General features: G+C 52.1%; 14 protein-coding genes. 9 read left to right on the top strand and 5 right to left on the bottom strand.

Features of this window, described 5'->3' with window-relative positions:
• Nucleotides 1-5: 5 nt before the first annotated feature.
• Nucleotides 6-1,130, bottom strand: coding sequence for a porin OmpC (locus tag OGV94_RS01895; RefSeq protein WP_043017013.1), 1,125 nt, complete (start codon nt 1,128-1,130; stop codon nt 6-8).
• 739 nt (nt 1,131-1,869) lie between these two features.
• On the opposite strand from OGV94_RS01895, the gene rcsD reads away from it, so the two are divergent.
• Together rcsD and rcsB are read left to right on the top strand one after the other, a co-directional pair.
• Nucleotides 1,870-4,539 (top strand): phosphotransferase RcsD, encoded by a 2,670-nt coding sequence (gene rcsD, locus OGV94_RS01900; RefSeq protein WP_043017014.1) that lies wholly within the window; start codon nt 1,870-1,872, stop codon nt 4,537-4,539.
• A 16-nt stretch (nt 4,540-4,555) separates the two neighbouring features.
• Nucleotides 4,556-5,206 carry a response regulator transcription factor RcsB gene (gene rcsB, locus OGV94_RS01905; protein WP_003027592.1) on the top strand — a complete coding sequence of 217 codons (651 nt, stop codon included), beginning with the start codon at nt 4,556-4,558 and terminating at the stop codon, nt 5,204-5,206.
• Nucleotides 5,207-5,318: 112 nt separating this feature from the next.
• Here rcsB and rcsC read toward each other — a convergent pair whose 3' ends face one another.
• Entirely contained in the window at nt 5,319-8,165 is a 2,847-nt protein-coding gene (gene rcsC, locus OGV94_RS01910) for a two-component system sensor histidine kinase RcsC (RefSeq protein ID WP_047409860.1), read from the bottom strand.
• 120 nt (nt 8,166-8,285) lie between these two features.
• Nucleotides 8,286-10,922: a DNA topoisomerase (ATP-hydrolyzing) subunit A gene (gyrA, locus tag OGV94_RS01915; protein ID WP_286522485.1), complete on the bottom strand. Its 2,637-nt coding sequence runs from the start codon at nt 10,920-10,922 to the stop codon at nt 8,286-8,288.
• Between the two features lie 158 nt (nt 10,923-11,080).
• Here gyrA and ubiG point away from each other — a divergent pair, with 158 nt between their 5' ends.
• From ubiG to yfaE, 4 genes are all read left to right on the top strand, one after another.
• Entirely contained in the window at nt 11,081-11,809 is a 729-nt protein-coding gene (gene ubiG / locus OGV94_RS01920; RefSeq protein ID WP_043017017.1) for a bifunctional 2-polyprenyl-6-hydroxyphenol methylase/3-demethylubiquinol 3-O-methyltransferase UbiG, read from the top strand.
• A gap of 418 nt (nt 11,810-12,227) precedes the next feature.
• Nucleotides 12,228-14,513 (top strand): class 1a ribonucleoside-diphosphate reductase subunit alpha, encoded by a 2,286-nt coding sequence (gene nrdA, locus OGV94_RS01925; RefSeq protein WP_043017018.1) that lies wholly within the window; start codon nt 12,228-12,230, stop codon nt 14,511-14,513.
• 112 nt (nt 14,514-14,625) lie between these two features.
• Entirely contained in the window at nt 14,626-15,756 is a 1,131-nt protein-coding gene (gene nrdB / locus OGV94_RS01930) for a class Ia ribonucleoside-diphosphate reductase subunit beta (protein ID WP_043017019.1), read from the top strand.
• On the top strand, nt 15,756-16,010 hold the full coding sequence (gene yfaE, locus OGV94_RS01935) for a ferredoxin-like diferric-tyrosyl radical cofactor maintenance protein YfaE (RefSeq protein ID WP_043017020.1): 255 nt from the start codon (nt 15,756-15,758) through the stop codon (nt 16,008-16,010). The genes nrdB and yfaE overlap by 1 nt, the downstream gene beginning before the upstream one ends.
• 171 nt (nt 16,011-16,181) lie before the next feature.
• On the opposite strand, the gene glpQ is transcribed toward yfaE, so the two are convergent.
• Nucleotides 16,182-17,249: a glycerophosphodiester phosphodiesterase gene (glpQ, locus tag OGV94_RS01940; protein ID WP_043017021.1), complete on the bottom strand. Its 1,068-nt coding sequence runs from the start codon at nt 17,247-17,249 to the stop codon at nt 16,182-16,184.
• A gap of 3 nt (nt 17,250-17,252) precedes the next feature.
• Nucleotides 17,253-18,611, bottom strand: coding sequence for a glycerol-3-phosphate transporter (gene glpT, locus OGV94_RS01945; RefSeq protein ID WP_047409846.1), 1,359 nt, complete (start codon nt 18,609-18,611; stop codon nt 17,253-17,255).
• A gap of 270 nt (nt 18,612-18,881) precedes the next feature.
• On the opposite strand from glpT, the gene glpA reads away from it, so the two are divergent.
• The 3 genes from glpA to glpC are packed head-to-tail and all read left to right on the top strand — an operon-like array spanning nt 18,882 to nt 22,946.
• Nucleotides 18,882-20,510 carry an anaerobic glycerol-3-phosphate dehydrogenase subunit A gene (gene glpA / locus OGV94_RS01950; RefSeq protein WP_075145892.1) on the top strand — a complete coding sequence of 543 codons (1,629 nt, stop codon included), beginning with the start codon at nt 18,882-18,884 and terminating at the stop codon, nt 20,508-20,510.
• Nucleotides 20,500-21,759, top strand: a complete 1,260-nt coding sequence (glpB, locus tag OGV94_RS01955) for a glycerol-3-phosphate dehydrogenase subunit GlpB (RefSeq protein WP_080626291.1) — start codon at nt 20,500-20,502, stop codon at nt 21,757-21,759. The genes glpA and glpB overlap by 11 nt, the downstream gene beginning before the upstream one ends.
• Nucleotides 21,756-22,946: an anaerobic glycerol-3-phosphate dehydrogenase subunit GlpC gene (glpC, locus tag OGV94_RS01960; RefSeq protein ID WP_043017025.1), complete on the top strand. Its 1,191-nt coding sequence runs from the start codon at nt 21,756-21,758 to the stop codon at nt 22,944-22,946. The genes glpB and glpC overlap by 4 nt, the downstream gene beginning before the upstream one ends.
• The last annotated feature ends 52 nt before the right edge of the window (nt 22,947-22,998 follow it).

Here is a 22,998-nt window from a genome sequence, read left to right on the forward strand (position 1 = left end):
GCAGATTAGAACTGGTAAACCAGACCCAGTGCTACGATATCATCGGTAGCAATACCTGCTGCCTGGGTAAACGCATTGTCATCCAGCAGGTTGATTTTGTAATCAACATAGGTAGACATGTTTTTGTTGAAGTAGTAAGTCGCGCCAACATCAACGTATTTCACGATATCCTGGTCACCGTAGTTGGTGAAGCCATTGCTGATGTCTTTGCCTTTTGACTGCAGGTAAGCCACGGAAGGACGCAGACCGAAATCGAACTGGTACTGTGCCACAACTTCAAAGTTCTGAGCTTTATCTGCGAAGCCATATGCAGCAGTGCGGTTGCTACCGTTAGAGGTACCGAAACGGGTTGCGTTATAGGACTGGGAGTACTGTGCGGCCAGGTAAACGTTGTTAGCGTCGTATTTCAGACCACCGGTATAAACCGTTGCACGGTCACCGTTACCGTACACGCCAAGAGCATTCTGATCAGCGGTACGTTTAGAGGTAGTGATCGCACCACCAATACCAAAGCCAGAGCCGAGATCGTAAGTCAGGGAGCCGCCGTAACCATCGCCATTCTGGGTCAGCAGGCTACGACCAGCTTCGTTTTCACCGCTTACGCTGCCATTTTTACCCTGGTACTGCAGGGCAAAGTTCAGACCATCAACCAGGCCAAAGAAATCTGTGTTACGGTAGGTCGCATAACCGTTACCACGCTGCTGCATGAAGTTGTCCGCACCGTAGGTATCACCGCCGAATTCTGGCAGGACGTCGGTCCAGGACGTTACATCATAAGTTACACCGTAGTTACGACCGTAGTCGAAAGAACCTGCATCAGCGAATTTCAGACCTGCGAATGCCACACGCGTCCAGGCGTCGTTGCTGGATTCACTCTGATTGCCTTGAATCTGGTATTCCCACTGGCCGTAACCGGTCAGTTGGTCGTTAACCTGGGTTTCGCCTTTGAAGCCGATACGCATGTAAGTCTTGTCACCATCATCACCTTTGTTGTCGGAGAAATAGTGCAGACCGTCGACTTTGCCGTACAGGTCTAATTTGTTGCCGTCTTTGTTATAAATTTCAGCCGCATTTGCTGCGCCTGCTACCAGCAGTGCTGGTACCAGGAGGGACAGTACTTTAACTTTCATGTTATTAACCCTCTGTTATATGCCTTTATTGCTTTTTTATGCCACTGCATACTGATTAAGGTCATTAACCAGTCGGCAACTTCATTCTCCGCAAAAACACAGAATAATCCAACACGAATATGATACTAAAACTTTTAAGGTGTTTCATTTATCCACATAGGTGTTTCTAAATGTTAATAAGAGGGAACTTTTTAAAATTCAAAAAACAGGAAAAATAAGCACAAATAATCAAGAATTATTGAAATTTAATTAAAAATCAGAAAGTTGCAATGCAATTAGTTATAGCACTGAATGACAAAACAAAATCTTCACTCGCAACTAAAATAGACTCGCTATCATCATTAACTTTATTTATTACCGTCATTCATTCATGAATGTCTGTTTACCCCTATTTCAACCGAATGCTTCGCGTTCGGTTTTTTTTTACTCTTCTTTACACAAAACTTACCGTTCTGTGCTACCGATGAAAAACCATAACGACTATTAACTATCTCATAGAGTCGTATCCAGATATAAATCTGATTAATAATTTCTTGTTATTTAATGCTAAATGTATACATTCCGTACAAATATTTGTACTCGCTTTTATCCACTGTACACCTTTGCATCATGATGGCTGCAACAAAATGAGGGGCGGAAAAATGCGGGCCATGCGGCGTGGTGTAAGTGTGGCAATTCATACATTACCCTTTATACTGCCCCTTCATCTTTGGCGTCGTTTAACAGGTCATAAACACGAATGAGTCAGTCTGACACAACGGCTTCTACCCGATTCTCCCTGCTACCGGGAAGTATTACCCGTTTCTTCTTATTACTGATCGTTGTGCTGTTGGTGATGATGGGCGTTATGGTCCAAAGCGCCGTCAACACCTGGTTAAAGGATAAGAGCTATCAGATTGTTGATATCACCCACGCCATTCATAAAAGGGTCGATACCTGGCGATACGTGACCTGGCAAATCTATGACAATATTGCCGCCTCAGCCAGTTCGTCGGGTGCTGAAGGACTACAGGAAACGCGTCTGAAACAAGACGTCTACTATCTTGAGAAGCCGCGTAGAAAGACCGAGGCGCTGATTTTCGGCTCGCATGATAGTTCGACGCTGGAGATGACCCAACGCATCTCAAGCTATCTGGATACGCTATGGGGCGCGGAAAATGTTCCGTGGTCTATGTATTACCTGAATGGCCAGGACAATAGCCTGATCCTTATCTCAACGTTGCCGCTAAAAGATCTGACTTCTGGATTTAAAGAATCGACGATTGGTAATATTGTCGATTCACGGCGCGCGGAAATGCTACAGCAGGCCAATGCGCTGGATGAACGCGAAAGCTTCTCTTCACTGCGCCGGCTGGCCTGGCAGAACGGGCATTACTTCACGCTACGCACGACCTTTAATCAACCAGGACATCTGGCAACGGTTGTCGCCTTTGACCTGCCGATTAATGACTTGATCCCGCCCGGCATGCCGCTGGATAGCTTCCATCTCGAACCTGACGCCACGTCCACGACCGAGCACCTGAATGAAAAAGAGTCGCCTGACAGCGTCAGCATTAATTTCAACAACAGTAAAATTGAGATCTCTTCGGCACTAAATTCAACGGATATGCGCCTGGTGTGGCAGGTTCCGTTTGGTTCATTGCTGCTCGATACATTGCAAAGCATTTTGCTACCGCTGTTGCTTAACATTGCGTTGCTGGCCCTGGCGCTGTTTGGCTATACCACCTTTCGCCACCTCCCTGCCCGTTCCACCGAAGTGGCGCCAAACCTTGCGGCCAATAATGAATTGCGCGTTCTGCGCGCGATCAACGAAGAGATTGTCTCTCTGCTGCCGCTGGGCTTGCTGGTGCACGATCAAGAAGCAAACCGCACGGTTATCAGCAATAAAATTGCCGACCACCTGCTGCCGCATTTAAATCTGCAAAACATTACCAGCATGGCGGAGCAGCATCAGGGGGTGATTCAGGCCACCATCAATAATGAACTGTATGAAATCAGGCTATTTCGCAGTCAGATCTCATCAAGAACGCAGATCTTTATTATTCGTGACCAGGATCGAGAAGTGCTGGTGAATAAAAAGCTGAAGCAAGCGCAGCGACTGTATGAGAAAAACCAGCAGGCCCGCGCCGCCTTTATGCAGAATATCGGCAGCGCACTGAAAGACCCGGCTAAAACCCTGGCCGCTAATGCCGCCGCCCTTAATAGCCCTGACAGCCAGAAACTGGCAAATCAGGCAGACGTTCTGGTGCGTATGGTAGATGAAATCCAGTTGGCCAACCTGCTGGAAAGCGACGCCTGGAAAGGGGAATCGACGCTATTTTCCGTGCAGGCGTTAATTGATGACGTGGTTCCTGAGGTTCTGCCCGCTATCAAACGTAAAGGGCTGCAACTGCTGATTAAAAATCACCTGAGCGCCCATGATGAACGCCGCGGCGACCGTGATGCCCTGCGCCGTATTTTGCTGCTGTTAATCCAATATGCGGTAACCACCACGCAAATCGGCAAAATCACGCTGGAAGTCGACCAGGATGAGTCGGAGGCTGAACGCCTGACCTTCCGCATTCTGGATACCGGAGAAGGCGTCACGTTGAATGAAGTCGATAACCTGCATTTCCCGTTCATCAATGACACGCAGGGCGATCGATATGGCAAGGCCAACCCGCTGGCGTTCTGGTTATGCGATCAGCTCGCCCGCAAGCTGGGTGGACACCTGAACATTAAAGCGCGGGAAGAACTTGGAACACGTTATATAGTCCATGTTAAAATGCCGCTGCACGATCAACATGCTGAAAGTGAAGAACGTTTGTTAGATGACGTCTGCATAATGGTTGATGTCACCTCTAATGACGTACGCAGCATTGTATTACGTCAGCTGGAGAACTGGGGCGCAACCTGCATCACGCCAGATGAACGGTTGAATAGTCAAGAATATGATCTCTTTTTAACAGATAATCCGTCTAATCTTACTGCCTCAGGCCTTCTTTTAAGCGATGATGAGTCTGGCGTGCGGAAAATTGGCCCTGGCCAGCTGCGCGTCAACTTTAATATGAGCAATGCTATGCAGGAAGCTGTCCTCGAGCTGATAGAAGAGCAGCTGGCACAAGAAGAGATCCAGGAACTCCCCCTCGGCGGAGATGAAAACGCCGAACTTCATGCCAGTGGTTACTATGCACTCTTTGTAGACACAGTACCGGATGATGTTAAGAGGTTGTATACTGAGGCAGCAACCAGCGATTTCGCTGCGTTAGCCCAAACGGCCCATCGCCTGAAAGGCGTGTTTGCCATGCTTAATCTGGTACCCGGCAAGCAGTTATGTGAAGCGCTGGAACATCTTATTCAAGAGAAAGATGCTCCAGGTATAGAAAAATACATCAGCGACATTGACGATTACGTCAAGAGCTTGCTGTAGCAAGGTAGCCCAATACATGAACACTATGAACGTAATTATTGCCGATGACCACCCGATTGTACTGTTCGGTATTCGTAAATCACTTGAGCAAATCGAGTGGGTAAACGTTGTCGGCGAATTTGAAGACTCCACTGCACTGATCAACAATTTGCCTAAGTTAGATGCTCATGTGTTGATTACCGACCTCTCAATGCCGGGAGATAAATACGGTGACGGGATCACGTTAATTAAGTATATCAAGCGCCATTTCCCGAGCCTGTCGATTATCGTTCTGACTATGAACAATAACCCGGCAATCCTGAGCGCGGTACTGGATCTTGATATTGAAGGGATTGTCCTGAAGCAAGGTGCGCCAACCGATCTGCCGAAAGCGCTTGCCGCTCTGCAGAAAGGTAAGAAATTCACCCCGGAAAGCGTTTCTCGTCTGCTGGAAAAAATCAGCGCCAGCGGCTACGGTGACAAACGTCTGTCTCCGAAAGAGAGTGAAGTTCTGCGTCTGTTTGCTGAAGGTTTCCTGGTTACTGAAATCGCGAAAAAACTCAACCGCAGTATTAAAACCATCAGCAGCCAGAAAAAGTCGGCAATGATGAAACTCGGTGTGGAAAACGATATCGCCCTGTTGAATTACCTCTCTTCCGTAACGCTGAGTCCCTCAGACAAAGAGTAATTCTTTTAGCACAAAAGTGCCTGATGGCACGCCGTTTATCAGGCCTACGAATGACACTGCGTGGTGCGTGTTCCGTAGGCCGGATAAGGCAAACGCCGCCATCCGGCATCTGTTATTCCCGCGCCTTCCTCACCCTTTCCGCATAGACCGTCAGCGTTTGCTTCAATACGTCCAACGTCACTGGCTTAGACAGACAGCTATCCATACCTGACTCAAGACAACGCTGCTTCTCTTCGGCCAGCGCGTTGGCCGTCACGCCGACAACCGGCAGCGTTAACCCTAGCTGACGAATACGCTGCGTCAGGCGATAACCATCCATGTTCGGCATGTTGACGTCGCTTAGTACGATGTCGATATGGTTTTTACTCAGTACATTGAGTGCATCCACGCCGTCATTCGCGGTTTTACACTGGTATCCCAACGATCCCAACTGATCGGCCAGTAAACGTCGATTGATCGGATGATCGTCGACCACCAGAATCATCATGTCATCGTTCGTTGCCCCTACTTTATCCGGGGCTGGTAGCGCAGTGGAAAGCTCTTCACTGTTCAGCTCAACGCTGTAGATATGCGCCAGCAGCGCAGGCAGCTCGTGAGGTGATGCCACGCTGTGCACCCACTCCCCAGGCACCCTTTCCAGTGGAATACCGATATGACGGCGGCAGAAAATCACCGCGGCGCGTCCCTGCCACGGCTGGTCCAGCACATCGTCAGCAATTAGCAGGTCATCCGCATCCGGTTGTTGCCCCTCATAACGCAGCACCGTCATCCCATTTCGCGTCAGACTGGATTCAACAAACTGGTACAGCGACGCGTTACGCACCGCCAGCCAGCAACGCTTGCCGACAAGCCCATCGATACCTTTATTCAGTGGATACTGCGCGCCATAAAGCGGAATACGCAGCATAAACTGACTCCCCATTCCCGGTTCAGAATCGACGGAAATGTCTCCATCCATCATGCTGATCAGTTTTTCACAGATAGCCAAACCAAGTCCGGTTCCCTGGAAATTACGCTGGACGCCGGTTCCCACCTGGAAGAAAGGATCGAACAACCGGACGACCTCTTTGGCAGGGATCCCGACCCCGGTATCACGTACGCGAATACTAAGATAATCGCCGTTACACTGCACGTGCAGCACAATGCAGCCGGTATCGGTAAACTTGATAGCATTACTCAACAGATTGGAAATTACCTGCTGTAAACGCATCGGGTCGCCATTGAGCGCCACTGGTACATTTGGGTCGATAAAGCAGTACAAGCCCAGTTGCTTGCGGACCACCAGCGGCAGATAGTTAGCCGTAATATGATTCATGACTTCACGCGGTGAAAACTCGCGCGGTTCAATCTTCAGCTGTTCAGATTCAATTTTCGAGAAATCGAGAATATCGCTGATAATTTTCAACAGCAGGCTGGAAGAGTTGTTCATCGCCGTCACCAGGCGATCCACCCCGTTGGGTAACTCTTTGGTTTGCAACAAATCGAGGTTACCGATAATACCGTACAGCGGCGTACGCAGCTCGTGGCTCACCGTCGCAAGGAACATCGATTTGGACTGGCTCGCCTGCTCCGCCGCCTGCGCCATCTCCTGCAACGACTCTTCCATTTTTACGCGCGCGCTGACGTCAACCAGCACGCAAATCGCTACGTTTTCATTACGATAGCGCGAGTGCACAAAGCTGATTTGCAGATTGGTATTGTTACTGGTCAGTACATCGACAAAATTGACCTGCTGGCCGCAGATAATTTGCGTCAACCGCTGCCGGTCTTCATGCGTCAGCATGTTGAGATAGGTGTGCGCCAGCTCATTACTCAGGATGTTAATGCCATCTATCGTACGCAGAATACAAATGCCAACCGGCGCGGAAGCCACGATTTTACGGTTAAACTGCTCGTGCTCTTCCAGGCGCTGAGCATCGCTTTCCGCCGGAATAAAAATACGTCGCTCATACATACGCGTGAGCATAAATAACGCCGCACCAACCAGCACATTCAGTAGGATCGCGTTCAGGATCATCATGCGGATCCGCTCCAGCACCAGGTCGACCGGAACGGAATAGACAATGCTCAGCGATGAAGGGGGCAGGTTTTTCTTCAACACCAGATCGCGAAAACCTGGGGTATAACCAAACCAGGAGCGCTCCTGCATCCAGCGTGGTTCAGCCTTAATATTACCCTCAGGGCCGGTGAGCGAAATGAGCGCATGACCATTTTCATCAAGAATGGTCACGCCCATTGGCAAACTGCCAGGCGTGAAGAAGTTTTCCATTCGAATAGGTTGTTCGACGCCGAGCAGCGCTTGCAGACGATTGGCGAGATAAACCGGCGTCAGCGCATAGAAATACCCCACGCCCGGACGCGGCCCCTGGCTGATCCAGAACAAGTTGTTGCCGTTTTCGTCTTGCGTAGCATTGCGATACTTAATAATGCGCTCATGTAGCGCCTTCAGCGCCTCGTCACGTTCAACCGGCATATCACGCAGGCCGAAATTAGCCATACAAAGGTTGTCGCTGCCGATCAGGAACACGCGATTCAAATCATAGGCGGCGGAAAAGTTGTCGCGCCAGTAGCGCATAAACCACGCCAGCGATTCCAGCGATCCCCGCCAGGCGTTGCCCATCACCGAGCAGTCGGAGTCGGCAAACAGCGGCTCAAAGTTTGGCACAACGGTTTTATCATCCCGCGACCGCAACGACATCACGCCGTTTTCCGCCGTTAAACGATTCTCAGCGATATATTTCAGCTCTTTAATTACATCAGAGGTGCGCTGAATGTAACGTTGGGCCTGATCGGAGCTGAGGTTAAGCTCCTGATGGATCTCAGATTCTCTCTGGTGCAGCGCATTCACGATGTAGAAAACGGAAGCGAACGCAATTAAAAACCAGATCAGGAGCGCCAAGGCCCTGAACAGGTAGCGTGAGACTTTTAGCGTTGAATGAACGGAAGCAAGGTATTTCAAAGGGGCGAAGCTCCGCCTCAGGGCATTAATAGAGTGTGGTTAAGGTAGCGGTAAATGTCTTTTGTCGCAATGCCATTAAAAAAAGGGCCGGATTTCTCCGGCCCCCTTATAACATCTCAATTACTCTTCAGCGTCGTCCGCTGCATCGTCATCGCTTTCCGCTTCAGGCGCGATATCCTCGTCCCCTTCAGCAGCGCTGCCGTCGATGGAGTCGAGCTCTTCATCATCAACAGGTTCAGCCACGCGTTGCAGACCCACTACGTTTTCATCTTCCGCAGTACGGATGAGGATAACACCCTGGGTATTACGCCCTACTACGCTGATTTCCGACACGCGAGTACGCACCAGCGTACCTGCATCGGTGATCATCATGATCTGGTCGGTATCTTCAACCTGCACTGCGCCAACAACGGAACCGTTGCGCTCGGTGACTTTGATGGAGATAACGCCCTGGGTCGCACGAGACTTGGTCGGATACTCTTCCGCCGCCGTACGTTTACCGTAGCCGTTCTGGGTAACGGTCAGAATTGCGCCTTCACCGCGTGGAACGATCAGCGATACCACGCTGTCGCTTTCCGCCAGTTTGATACCACGTACGCCGGTCGCGGTACGACCCATTGCACGAACGGCATCTTCTTTAAAGCGCACAACTTTACCCGCGGCAGAGAACAGCATGACTTCGTCACTACCGGACGTCAGGTCAACGCCAATCAGTTCGTCGCCTTCGTTCAGGTTAACCGCAATGATACCGGCAGAACGCGGACGGCTGAACTCGGTCAGCGCCGTTTTCTTCACGGTACCGCTGGCGGTTGCCATGAAGACGTTAACACCCTCTTCGTACTCGCGTACCGGCAGAATTGCGGTGATACGCTCGTTCGCTTCCAGCGGCAGCAGGTTGACGATTGGACGTCCACGCGCTCCACGGCTCGCTTCCGGCAGCTGATAAACCTTCATCCAGTACAAACGACCACGGCTGGAGAAGCAGAGGATCGTATCATGGGTGTTAGCCACCAGCAGGCGGTCGATAAAGTCTTCTTCTTTAATACGTGCTGCAGATTTGCCTTTACCGCCACGACGCTGCGCTTCGTAATCGGTTAACGGCTGATATTTCACGTAACCCTGATGAGACAAGGTCACGACAACATCTTCCTGGCTAATCAGATCTTCGATGTTGATGTCAGCACTGTTCGCGGTGATTTCGGTCCGACGTTCGTCGCCGAACTGCTCGCGAATCAGCTCCATCTCTTCACGGATAACTTCCATCAGACGATCGGCGCTGCCCAAAATGTGCAGCAGTTCAGCGATCTGCTCCAGCAGCTCTTTGTATTCGTCGAGCAGTTTTTCATGCTCAAGGCCAGTCAGTTTCTGCAGACGCAAATCCAGAATCGCCTGGGCCTGCTGTTCAGTCAGGTAGTACTGACCATCACGCACGCCAAATTCCGGCTCCAGCCACTCAGGACGCGCGGCATCATCACCGGCACGTTCCAGCATGGCAGAAACGTTGCCCAGCTCCCACGAACGCGCGACCAGCGCTGCTTTCGCTTCTGCCGGAGTCGGCGCTCGGCGGATCAGTTCGATGATCGGATCGATGTTCGCCAGCGCAATCGCCAGTGCTTCAAGAATGTGTGCACGGTCGCGAGCTTTACGCAGTTCAAAGATAGTACGGCGGGTTACGACTTCACGGCGGTGACGTACGAACGCGGCGATAATATCTTTCAGGTTCATGATCTTCGGCTGACCATGGTGCAGAGCAACCATGTTGATACCGAAGGAAACCTGCAGTTGAGTCTGGGAGTAAAGGTTGTTCAGAACCACTTCCCCGACCGCGTCGCGTTTCACTTCAATCACGATGCGCATACCGTCTTTGTCAGACTCGTCACGCAGCGCGCTGATACCTTCAACGCGTTTGTCTTTTACCAGCTCGGCGATTTTCTCGATCAGGCGCGCTTTGTTCACCTGATACGGAATTTCATGGACGATGATGGTTTCGCGGCCAGTTTTGGCATCCGCTTCGACTTCTGCGCGTGCGCGAATGTACACTTTGCCACGGCCGGTACGGTAGGCTTCTTCGATACCACGACGACCATTGATGATCGCGGCGGTCGGGAAGTCCGGACCCGGAATATGTTCCATCAGCCCTTCAATGCTGATGTCTTCATCGTCAATGTATGCCAGACAGCCGTTAATCACTTCCGTCAGGTTGTGTGGCGGAATGTTGGTTGCCATACCTACCGCGATACCGGACGAACCGTTCACCAGCAGGTTAGGAATTTTGGTCGGCATGACGTCAGGAATTTGTTCGGTGCCGTCGTAGTTATCGACGAAATCAACCGTTTCTTTTTCCAGGTCAGCCATCAGCTCATGGGCGATTTTCGACATACGGATTTCCGTATAACGCATCGCCGCTGCGGAGTCGCCATCGACAGAACCAAAGTTACCCTGACCATCTACCAGCATGTAACGCAAGGAGAATGGCTGCGCCATACGAACAATGGTGTTGTAAACGGCGGTATCACCATGAGGGTGGTATTTACCGATTACGTCACCAACGACACGGGCAGATTTTTTATAGGCTTTATTCCAGTCGTTGCCCAATACGTTCATGGCGTAAAGTACGCGACGGTGAACCGGCTTCAGGCCATCTCGGACGTCTGGCAGCGCACGGCCAACAATGACCGACATCGCATAATCCAGATACGAGCTCTTCAGCTCTTCCTCAATGTTGACCGGTGTAATTTCTCTCGCAAGGTCGCTCATCTAACCGCTATCCCTCTACTGTATCCCGGATTCAAAGGTCGCAAATTATAACACATTCGCACAGATTCAGGTAAATGGATTCCCCCAGACAGAGGCTTTATTCATCCCGCCAGGCTGATATACTCATTTGCATCGCAAATTTAGGAGTAGAAGCCCCAATGAATGCCGAAAAACCCCCGGTAACTCACAACGTTGACCATGAAGAAATTGCCAAGTTTGAAGCAGTCGCGTCACGCTGGTGGGATCTTGAGGGTGAATTTAAGCCACTGCACCGTATTAACCCACTGCGTCTGGGCTATATTACTGAGCGCTCAGGCGGCCTGTTTGGTAAAAAGGTACTCGACGTCGGCTGCGGCGGCGGCATTCTGGCGGAAAGCATGGCGCGCGAAGGCGCAACCGTCACCGGGCTGGACATGGGTTTTGAACCGTTACAGGTAGCAAAACTGCATGCGCTGGAGAGCGGCATCCAGGTGGAATACGTACAAGAAACCGTTGAAGAACACGCGGAAAAACATGCGCATCAGTACGACGTTGTGACCTGCATGGAAATGTTAGAACACGTGCCGGACCCGCAGTCGGTGGTCAGGGCCTGCGCCAGACTGGTCAAACCGGGCGGCGAAGTGTTTTTCTCCACGCTTAATCGTAACGGCAAATCCTGGCTGATGGCCGTAGTTGGAGCGGAATATGTTTTGCGTATGGTGCCAAAAGGCACCCATGATGTGAAAAAATTCATTAAGCCCGCTGAACTGTTGGAGTGGGTTGACCAGACCGTGCTGAAAGAGCGTCATATGACCGGCCTGCACTACAACCCGATCACCAACAGCTTTAAACTCGGCCCAGGGGTTGATGTGAATTATATGGTGCACACTACCGCCAGGGTTGATTAACCTCTCCTGTAGGCCGGATAAGGCGTCAACGCCGCTATCCGGCATGCTCACGGGAACAATGCCTGATGACGCTCCGCTTATCAGGCTTACAAATCCTGTGCCAGATCATAAGAACTTTCTTCGCCTTAGATGAAGAAATCAGCACTCGATCAAATTTTCTATTTTTTTTCTCAATTATTGACATCCTCGCCAGGCCTTATAAGACGCGCACTTAGCGATTATTACCCTTTTGCAACCTCAATTTAACCTCAAAATCAACTCTTGTACTGAAAAGAATCCCTACTAGAATACTCACCATATAGCGTCTACTTTATCAAACAACCCCTACATATAGTATTTATCCACAGACTTAGTCACAACATGACTTTGTGGATAATATGGGGGATATTTTTTCTTTCACGGACAGGTAAAAAACCACATGAATCAGAGTCTGCTGGTGACAAAGCGTGATGGTAGTACAGAGCGCATCAATCTCGACAAAATCCACCGAGTTCTGGATTGGGCGGCAGAAGGACTGAATAACGTATCGATTTCTCAGGTCGAGCTACGCTCCCACATTCAGTTTTATGACGGTATCAAGACCTCCGATATCCATGAAACGATCATTAAAGCTGCCGCCGATCTGATCTCCCGCGAAGCGCCAGATTATCAGTACCTGGCTGCTCGCCTGGCGATTTTCCATCTGCGCAAAAAAGCCTACGGCGAGTTTGAACCGCCGAAACTGTTCGACCATGTCGTGAAAATGGTTGAAATGGGCAAATACGACAATCATCTGCTGGAAGACTACACGGAAGAAGAGTTCAAGCAGATGGACTCGTTCATCGTACACGACCGGGATATGACCTTCTCCTACGCGGCGGTGAAGCAGTTAGAAGGCAAATACCTGGTACAAAACCGTGTTACCGGTGAGATTTATGAAAGCGCGCAGTTCCTCTACATACTGGTAGCGGCCTGCCTGTTCTCTAACTATCCGCGCGAAACACGTCTGCAATATGTAAAACGTTTCTACGACGCCGTTTCTACGTTTAAAATTTCGCTGCCTACGCCGATTATGTCCGGCGTGCGCACCCCTACTCGTCAGTTCAGCTCCTGCGTGCTGATCGAGTGCGGCGACAGCCTGGATTCCATCAACGCCACCTCCAGCGCGATTGTGAAATACGTTTCTCAGCGCGCCGGTATCGGTATCAACGCCGGTCGCATCCGCGCACTGGGCAGCCCGATCCGCGGCGGTGAAGCGTTCCACACCGGCTGTATTCCGTTCTACAAGCACTTCCAGACCGCGGTAAAATCCTGTTCCCAGGGTGGCGTACGTGGCGGTGCAGCCACGCTGTTCTACCCAATGTGGCACCTGGAAGTTGAAAGCCTGCTGGTCCTGAAAAACAACCGTGGCGTTGAAGGCAACCGCGTGCGTCACATGGACTACGGCGTACAGATCAACAAACTGATGTACACCCGTCTGCTGAAAGGCGGCGATATCACACTGTTCAGCCCGTCCGACGTCCCGGGCCTGTATGATGCGTTCTTCGCCGACCAGGACGAGTTTGAACGTCTGTACACCAAATATGAAAACGACGACAGCATTCGCAAGCAACGCGTGAAAGCGGTCGAACTGTTCTCCCTGATGATGCAGGAACGTGCCTCTACCGGCCGCATCTACATCCAGAACGTTGACCATTGCAACACCCACAGCCCGTTTGATCCGGTTGTCGCGCCGGTGCGCCAGTCAAACCTGTGCCTGGAAATCGCCCTGCCGACCAAACCGCTGACCGACGTTAACGACGAAAACGGCGAAATTGCGCTGTGTACGCTGTCCGCATTTAACCTCGGCGCTATCAATAGCCTGGACGAGCTGGAAGAGCTGGCCGTACTGGCGGTGCGCGCGCTGGATGCGCTGCTCGATTACCAGGACTATCCAATTCCTGCCGCCAAACGCGGCGCGATGGGCCGTCGTACGCTGGGTATTGGCGTGATCAACTACGCCTACTGGCTGGCGAAAAACGGTAAGCGTTATTCTGACGGCAGCGCGAACAACCTGACTCACAAAACCTTTGAAGCCATTCAGTATTACCTGCTGAAAGCCTCTAACGAGCTGGCAAAAGAGCAAGGCGCGTGCCCGTGGTTTAACGAAACGACTTACTCCCAGGGCATTCTGCCGATCGATACCTATAAAAAGGATCTCGATGCTATTGCCAACGAGCCGCTGCATCTGGACTGGGAACAGCTGCGTGAATCCATCAAGACGCACGGTCTGCGTAACTCAACGCTGTCTGCGCTGATGCCGTCCGAGACCTCTTCGCAGATCTCCAACGCCACCAACGGTATTGAACCGCCGCGCGGCTACGTGAGCATCAAAGCGTCGAAAGACGGTATTCTGCGCCAGGTCGTGCCGGACTACGAACACCTGCACGACGCGTACGAACTGCTGTGGGAAATGCCAAACAACGACGGCTATCTGCAGCTGGTAGGTATCATGCAGAAATTTATCGATCAGTCGATTTCCGCCAACACCAACTACGATCCGTCACGTTTCCCGTCCGGAAAAGTACCGATGCAGCAGTTGCTGAAAGACCTGCTCACCGCCTACAAATTTGGTGTCAAAACGCTGTATTATCAGAACACCCGTGACGGTGCGGAAGATTCTCAGGACGATCTGGTGCCGTCCATTCAGGACGACGGCTGCGAAAGCGGCGCTTGTAAGATCTGATGAATGATGCCGGGCGGCGCTACGCTTGCCCGGCCTATAAATTAATTCGCGGTAATGTAAGCCGGGTAAGCGAAGCGCGTCCGGCAATACATTCCAGACAGGATTCACATCAATGGCATACACCACTTTTTCACAGACGAAAAATAACCAACTTCTGGAGCCGATGTTCTTCGGCCAGCCGGTGAACGTCGCCCGCTACGATCAGCAAAAATATGACATCTTCGAAAAGCTGATCGAAAAGCAGCTCTCTTTCTTCTGGCGTCCGGAAGAGGTCGATGTTTCTCGCGATCGCATCGACTTCCAGGCGCTGCCGGAACATGAAAAGCATATCTTCATCAGCAACCTTAAGTATCAGACGTTGCTGGACTCCATTCAGGGACGCAGCCCAAACGTAGCGCTGCTGCCGTTAATCTCGATCCCTGAGCTGGAAACCTGGGTGGAAACGTGGGCGTTTTCTGAGACGATCCACTCCCGTTCTTATACTCATATCATTCGTAACATCGTGAACGATCCGGCGGTGGTGTTTGACGATATCGTCACCAACGAACAGATCCAGAAACGCGCGGAAGGCATTTCCAGCTACTACGACGAATTGATCGAGATGACCAGCTACTGGCATTTGCTGGGCGTTGGCACACATACGGTCAACGGTAAAACGGTTGTCGTTAACCTGCGTGAGCTGAAGAAGAAGCTGTACCTGTGCCTGATGAGCGTTAACGCGCTGGAAGCCATTCGCTTCTACGTCAGCTTCGCCTGCTCCTTCGCCTTCGCTGAACGTGAACTGATGGAAGGCAACGCGAAAATTATTCGTCTGATCGCCCGTGATGAAGCGCTGCACCTGACCGGTACCCAGCATATGCTGAACCTGCTGCGCAGCGGCGTGGACGATCCGGAAATGGCGGAAATTGCCGAAGAGTGCAAACAAGAGTGCTATGACCTGTTCGTCCAGGCCGCGCTGCAGGAAAAAGAGTGGGCAGATTATCTGTTCCGTGACGGCTCAATGATTGGCCTGAACAAAGATATCCTGTGCCAGTACGTTGAGTACATCACCAACATTCGTATGCAGGCTGTCGGGCTCGATTTGCCGTTCCAGACGCGCTCTAACCCAATCCCATGGATCAACACCTGGCTGGTGTCTGATAACGTGCAGGTTGCGCCGCAGGAAGTGGAAGTCAGCTCCTATCTGGTTGGGCAGATTGACTCGGAAGTTGATACTGACGATCTGAGTAACTTCCAGCTCTGATGGGCCGCGTTACTCTGCGCATCTCTGGCACACAGTTGCTGTGCCAGGATGAACACCCTTCCCTGCTTGCTGCGCTCGAATCGCACAATGTCGAAGTAGAATATCAGTGCCGTGCAGGTTATTGCGGCTCCTGTCGTACCCGCCTGGTAGCGGGACAGGTCGACTGGATTGCCGAACCTCTGGCCTTCATTCAACCAGGTGAAATTTTGCCCTGCTGCTGTCGGGCAAACGGCGATATTGAAATAGAAATGTAGCGCATCTTGGGGAAAAATCGTTACTGACAAAAGAGCCGCCGGTGAACGGCAGCTCTTTATTACTCCTGCAGCAGGTATGGAAACGTTGACAGCAGACGGCCTTATCTAGCGGTTTATAACGTTTCATCCTATAAGGCCCGTGACCGGAGGTGCGTCACAGGCCTTGTGCCATTACTCTTTATTCAGGAACTTCACTGCTTTGTCGGGAAAGTCGGTGAACAGCCCGTCAACGCCCGCCTTGTTATACAGAATGTCATACAGCTGGTTTACGTCAGTAGTGTAATCCGGCAACTGATCGGCACGAACGGTATAAGGATGCACCACCATCTTGTTCTGATGCGCATCCTGTACCATGCCAGTTAACAAGATATTGCCTTTCTTCGACTTCTCATCAACCAGCATGTGGTAGTCCGGCCCAATGCCGTCCGCATACTGCGCAACCTGCTTCATGGCACCCGGTTTAAACATCCAGTCGTAGTTGTAATTAACCCAACTGCCGTCCGGCTTTTTCTCCTGTGTTTCATTCCAGTCAGTGTACGCAATCAACTGTACCAGATTGAGATCCATCCCCATCTTCGGTTCCAGCTCATTCTTAATGCGCTTTAACTCTGCGACATCAAAACACTGCAGATAGACCTTGTCGTTCTTGTCGGTATACCCGTACTTTTTCAGTACTTCCAGCGTTTTAGCCGCAATGTCCTTCCCTTCCTGATGATGGAACCACGGTGCTTTCATTTCCGGATAAATACCGATGTTTTTACCGGTTGAATGATTTAATCCCTGAACAAACTCAATCTCTTCTTCGAAAGTGTGTACGCGGAAGTCAGATTTACCCATCGGGAAACGCCCTGGGTAGGTCTGGACCTTTTTGCCATTTTCGATATCAAAGCCTTCGGTAAATTTCAGCGATTTAATCTCATCCAGCGTAAAATCGATAGCGTAATACCGCCCGTCTTTACGCGCGCGATCCGGGAAACGCTCGGCAACATCGGTGACGCGGTCAAGATAGTGGTCATGCAGGACGACCAGATGGTCGTCCTTGGTCATCACCAAATCCTGTTCCAGGTAATCTGCGCCCTGAGCATAGGCCATCGCTTTCGCAGGCAGCGTATGCTCCGGTAGATAACCGCTGGCGCCACGGTGCGCAATCACGATTTTATCAGCGGCAACCGCTGCGCTGCTAACCACCATACCTGCCAGCATTAGCGCTACGCTGAGACTTTTCAATGTGGTTTTCATCTATTAGCCCCCGTTACGCTTCAGTTCCATCTCTTCGTGATGACGTTTTTCGCCAATCATAACGACCACCAGCAGAATTACCGCCAGCACGCTACCGCCAATCATCACCATAAAGCCGCCGTCCCAACCGAAGAAGTCAACGGTGTAGCCGACAATGGCGCTCGCCGCCACAGAACCGCCGAGATAACCGAACAGTCCGGTGAAGCCTGCCGCCGTACCCGCCGCTTTTTTCGGCGCCAGTTCCAGCGCGTGCAGACCAATCAGCATGACCGGGCCGTAGATCAGGAAGCCGATGATAATCATACAAGCCATATCAACGTTCGGATTTCCTGCCGGGTTCATCCAGTAAACGATGGTCGCAATCGTCACCAGCGTCATAAAGAACACGCCGGTCGCACCACGGTTGCCACGGAAGACTTTATCCGACATCCAGCCACACAGCAGCGTGCCCGGAATACCCGCATATTCATACAGGAAGTAGGCCCAGGAAGATTTATCCAGTGCGAAATGCTTCACTTCTTTCAGATAGGTCGGTGACCAGTCGAGGATGCCGTAGCGCAGCAGATAAACAAACACGTTGGCGATAGCGATGTACCACAACAGTTTGTTCGGCAGTACGTATTGCATGAAGATCTGCTTCGCAGTCAGCTCTTCTTCCGCTTTCTCGTTGTAATCGTCCGGGTAGTCGTTCTTGTACTCTTCGATAGGCGGCAGGCCACAGGATTGCGGCGTGTCGCGCATCAGAGCAAAAGCAAACAGCGCGACGACGATCGCACCGAAAGCAGGCATGTACAGCGCCGCTTTCCAGTCATTAAACCAGGCCATGCCCAGCAGGAACAACAGAGGAGGCAGACCGCCGCCCACGTTGTGCGCACAGTTCCAGACGGAAACTATGCCCCCACGCTCTTTCTGCGACCACCAGTGCACCATGGTACGACCACACGGCGGCCACCCCATTCCCTGGAACCATCCGCAGAGGAACAGCAGCACAAACATAATCGCAATGCTCGACGTCGCCCACGGCACAAAGCCCATAAACAACATCACAGCGGCGGCCAGTATCAGACCCGCTGGCAGGAAAACGCGCGGATTCGAGCGATCCGAGACGGATCCCATGATGAATTTCGAAAATCCATAAGCAATGGAGATACCGGACAAGGCAAAACCCAGATCGCCACGCGAAAAGCCTTGCTCAACCAGATACGGCATCGCAAGGGCAAAGTTCTTACGTACCAGATAGTACGCGGCATAACCAAAAAATATCCCCAGAAAAATCTGCCAACGTAATCGACGATATGTCGGGTCGATCTCCGCTGCAGGCAAACGCGCCGTGTGTGACGCTGGTTTAAAAATGCTCAACATAGTGTAGCCTCCGTGGCCGTCTTTCATTCGAAGTAAACACTGCAGTTCGTCATTACTACCCTACCGCTCCCAGTGTGGCCGCGATGTTAAGGAAAGATACATAACAAAAATGTGAAACGCAGCACATATTGTTACAGATTTATGACAAATGTTCATAAAAGCGCATGAAATCACGTTTCATTTTCGAATAATGAGCGATTATGCGCGAAATCAAACAATCCATGTTTTTTATGTGGCTAAATGATAAAAAACGAACTGTGAGGAAAAACAATGAAAACTCGCGACTCGCAAACAAGTGACGTGATTATCATTGGTGGAGGAGCAACTGGTGCAGGGATCGCACGTGATTGTGCGCTGCGCGGGTTGCGCGTCATCTTAGTGGAGCGCCACGATATCGCCACAGGGGCGACCGGACGTAACCACGGCCTGCTGCACAGCGGTGCGCGCTACGCCGTCACCGATGCTGAATCTGCCCGTGAGTGCATCAGCGAAAACCAAATTCTGAAACGTATCGCCCGTCATTGCGTTGAGCCGACGGACGGTCTGTTTATTACCCTGCCGGAGGATGAGCTCTCCTTTCAGGCTACCTTTATTCGCGCCTGTGAAGAGGCCGGTATTCGCGCAGAAGCGATCGACCCTCAGCAGGCCCGCATTATCGAACCCTCCGTTAACCCACAGCTGATTGGTGCGGTAAAAGTGCCGGACGGCACGGTTGATCCTTTCCGCTTAACCGCCGCCAACATGCTGGATGCGCGTGAGCATGGCGCGGTTATCTTAACAGCGCATGAAGTGACGGGACTGATTCGCGAAGGGGCAACGGTTTGCGGCGTTAACGTGCGTAACCATCTTACGGGTGAGATGCAGTCCCTGCATGCGCCAGTAGTGGTCAACGCCGCCGGGATCTGGGGCCAGCGGATCGCGGAATATGCCGATCTGAGCATCCGTATGTTTCCGGCCAAAGGTTCACTGCTGATTATGGATCATCGTATTAACCAGCATGTCATCAACCGCTGCCGTAAGCCGTCTGACGCCGATATTCTGGTGCCCGGTGATACCATTTCGCTAATCGGTACTACCTCGCAGCACATTGATTACGACGATATAGACAGCAACCGCGTCACCGCAGAAGAGGTCGATATTCTGCTGCGTGAAGGTGAGAAACTGGCGCCGATTATGGCGAAAACGCGCATTTTACGCGCCTACTCAGGTGTGCGTCCGCTGGTGGCCAGTGACGACGATCCAAGTGGACGTAACGTCAGCCGCGGAATTGTGCTGTTCGATCATGCAGAGCGTGACGGACTGGACGGATTTATCACCATTACCGGCGGCAAACTGATGACCTACCGCCTGATGGCGGAATGGGCTACCGATGCGGTTTGCCGTAAGCTGGGTAATACCCAACCTTGTACAACGGCAGACACCGCGCTGCCTGGCTCACAGGATTCTACCGAGCATACGCTTAAACGCGTGATCTCGTTGCCCGCACCACTGCGCGGCTCGGCGGTCTACCGCCACGGCGATCGCACCCCTGCGTGGCTTAGTGAAGGTCGTCAACACCGCAGCCTGGTCTGTGAATGCGAAGCGGTCACTGCAGGCGAAGTGCAATACGCCGTCGAAAATTTAACCGTCAACAGTCTGCTGGATTTGCGTCGCCGTACCCGTGTTGGAATGGGGACCTGCCAGGGCGAATTATGTGCCTGTCGCGCCGCAGGTTTGCTGCAACGTTTTAATGTCACCACCGCCGCGCAATCTATCACCCAGCTTTCCGATTTCCTCAACGAGCGCTGGAAAGGCGTGCAGCCTATCGCCTGGGGAGATGCGCTGCGCGAAAGCGAATTCACGCGCTGGGTCTATCAGGGATTGTGCGGTCTGGAAAAGGAGCACCAGGATGAAATTTGATACCGTCATTATCGGCGGCGGTCTGGCCGGACTGCTGTGCGGCCTGCAACTGCAAAAAAGCGGTTTACGCTGCACGATTGTCACGCGCGGCCAAAGTGCCCTGCATTTTTCTTCCGGCTCACTGGATTTGCTCAGTAACTTACCCGATGGCCAACCGGTGACCGATATAGAAGCGGGCCTGAATGCGCTGCGCACTCAGGCACCCACACATCCGTATAGCACCATCGGAACCCGCAACGTTCTGGAACTGGCCCAGCAGGCGCAAAATCTGCTGGAAGAATGTGGAACCCATTTGCAGGGCAAGGTACATCAGTCACATCAACGCGTAACCCCGCTGGGAACACTGCGCTCAACCTGGTTAAGTTCCCCGGAAGTTCCGGTCTGGCCGCTGCCCGCGCAGCGTATCTGCGTGGTAGGTATTAGCGGCTTACTGGATTTCCAGGCGCATCTGGCCGCGGCCTCACTGCGTCAACGCAATCTCAGCGTCGAGACGGCAGAAATCGACCTGCCTGAGCTGGACGTCCTGCGTGATAACCCAACCGAGTTTCGCGCCGTCAATATAGCGCGCCTGCTGGATAACGAAGATAAATGGTCACTACTCTATGACGCTTTATTACCGGTCGCAAAAACCTGCGACATGATAATCATGCCAGCCTGCTTCGGTCTGGCGGATGAACGACTCTGGCAGTGGCTTAACGAGCGCCTCCCCTGCTCGCTGTCGCTGCTACCGACCCTACCGCCTTCGGTTCTGGGTATGCGTTTGCACAACAAATTGCAGCGCAAGTTTGTGCGTCAGGGCGGCGTCTGGATGCCGGGTGATGAAGTGAAGAAAATCACCTGTCAGGATGGCGTGGTCAGCGAAATCTGGACCCGTAATCATGCCGATATTCCTTTGCGACCACGCTTCGCCGTGCTCGCCAGCGGCAGCTTCTTCAGCAGTGGACTGGTCGCCACGCGTGAGGCTATCTATGAACCGATCCTGGGGCTGGATGTACAGCAAACCACCACTCGCGCCGAGTGGTATCAGCGTGACGTCTTCGACCCACAACCATGGCAACAGTTTGGTGTTACGACCGATGCCGGATTACGCCCGTCACTGGCGGGACAAACGATAGAGAACATGTATGCCATCGGTTCGGTTCTCGGCGGATTCGACCCTATCGCCCAGGGTTGCGGAGGCGGCGTGTGCGCTGTCAGCGCTTTACATGCCGCACATCATATTGCGAAACGTGCAGGAGGCCAGCAATGAGCGACACACGTTTTGAAAGTTGTATCAAATGCACGGTGTGCACCACGGCCTGCCCGGTAAGTCGCGTCAATCCGAACTACCCTGGTCCTAAACAGGCCGGCCCGGACGGTGAGCGTCTGCGCCTGAAAGATGGCGCGTTATATGACGATGCGCTGAAATACTGCATTAACTGTAAGCGTTGTGAAGTAGCTTGCCCGTCAGACGTGAAAATTGGCGATATCATCCAGCGCGCGCGCGCCAAATACGACACTACACGTCCGTCGTTACGTAACTTTGTCCTGAGCCATACCGATTTGATGGGTAGCGTATCCACCCCCTTCGCCCCGATAGTGAATACCGCCACCTCGCTAAAACCGGTGCGTCAGTTGCTGGATTACGCGCTAAAAATCGATCATCGCCGTACGCTGCCGAAGTACTCCTTTGGTACTTTCCGCCGCTGGTATCGCAGCGTTGCCGCACAGCAGGCGCAGTATCCGGATCAAGTCGCCTTTTTCCATGGCTGTTTTGTGAATTACAACCATCCCCAGCTCGGCAAAGATCTGATCAAGGTGTTGAACGCGATGGGAACCGGGGTGCAACTGCTGAGCAAAGAGAAATGCTGCGGCGTGCCGCTGATTGCCAACGGCTTTACCGATAAAGCGCGTAAGCAGGCGGTGAGCAACGTGGCTTCGCTTAGGGAAGCGATTGATGGCAAGGGCATTCCGGTGATCGCCACCTCATCCACCTGCACCTTTGCGCTGCGTGATGAATATCCGGAAGTGCTGGATGTCGATAACTCAGGCCTGCGCGAGCACATTGAACTGGCAACCCGCTGGCTGTGGCGCAAGCTGGATGAAGGCAAAACGCTACCGTTGAAAACGCTGCCGCTGAAGGTGGTCTATCACACGCCATGCCACATGGAGAAAATGGGCTGGACGCTCTACACGCTGGAACTGCTACGGCAAATTCCAGGTCTGGAACTAACGGTGCTGGACTCGCAGTGCTGCGGGATTGCCGGGACATACGGCTTTAAAAAGGAAAACTACCCGACATCGCAATCCATTGGCGCACCGTTATTCCGCCAGATTGAAGAAAGCGGCGCTGATATCGTCGTCACCGACTGCGAAACCTGTAAATGGCAGATTGAGATGTCTACCAGTAAGCGTTGCGAACATCCCATCACCCTGCTTGCCAAAGCGTTAGGTTAACTCTGTTGCCCGGTGGCGTCCTGCTTACCGGGCATTTTTGCGCATCATGTTC

It is taken from the genome of Citrobacter sp. Ce006 (assembly GCF_030336535.1).
GTDB lineage: Bacteria > Pseudomonadota > Gammaproteobacteria > Enterobacterales > Enterobacteriaceae > Citrobacter > Citrobacter europaeus.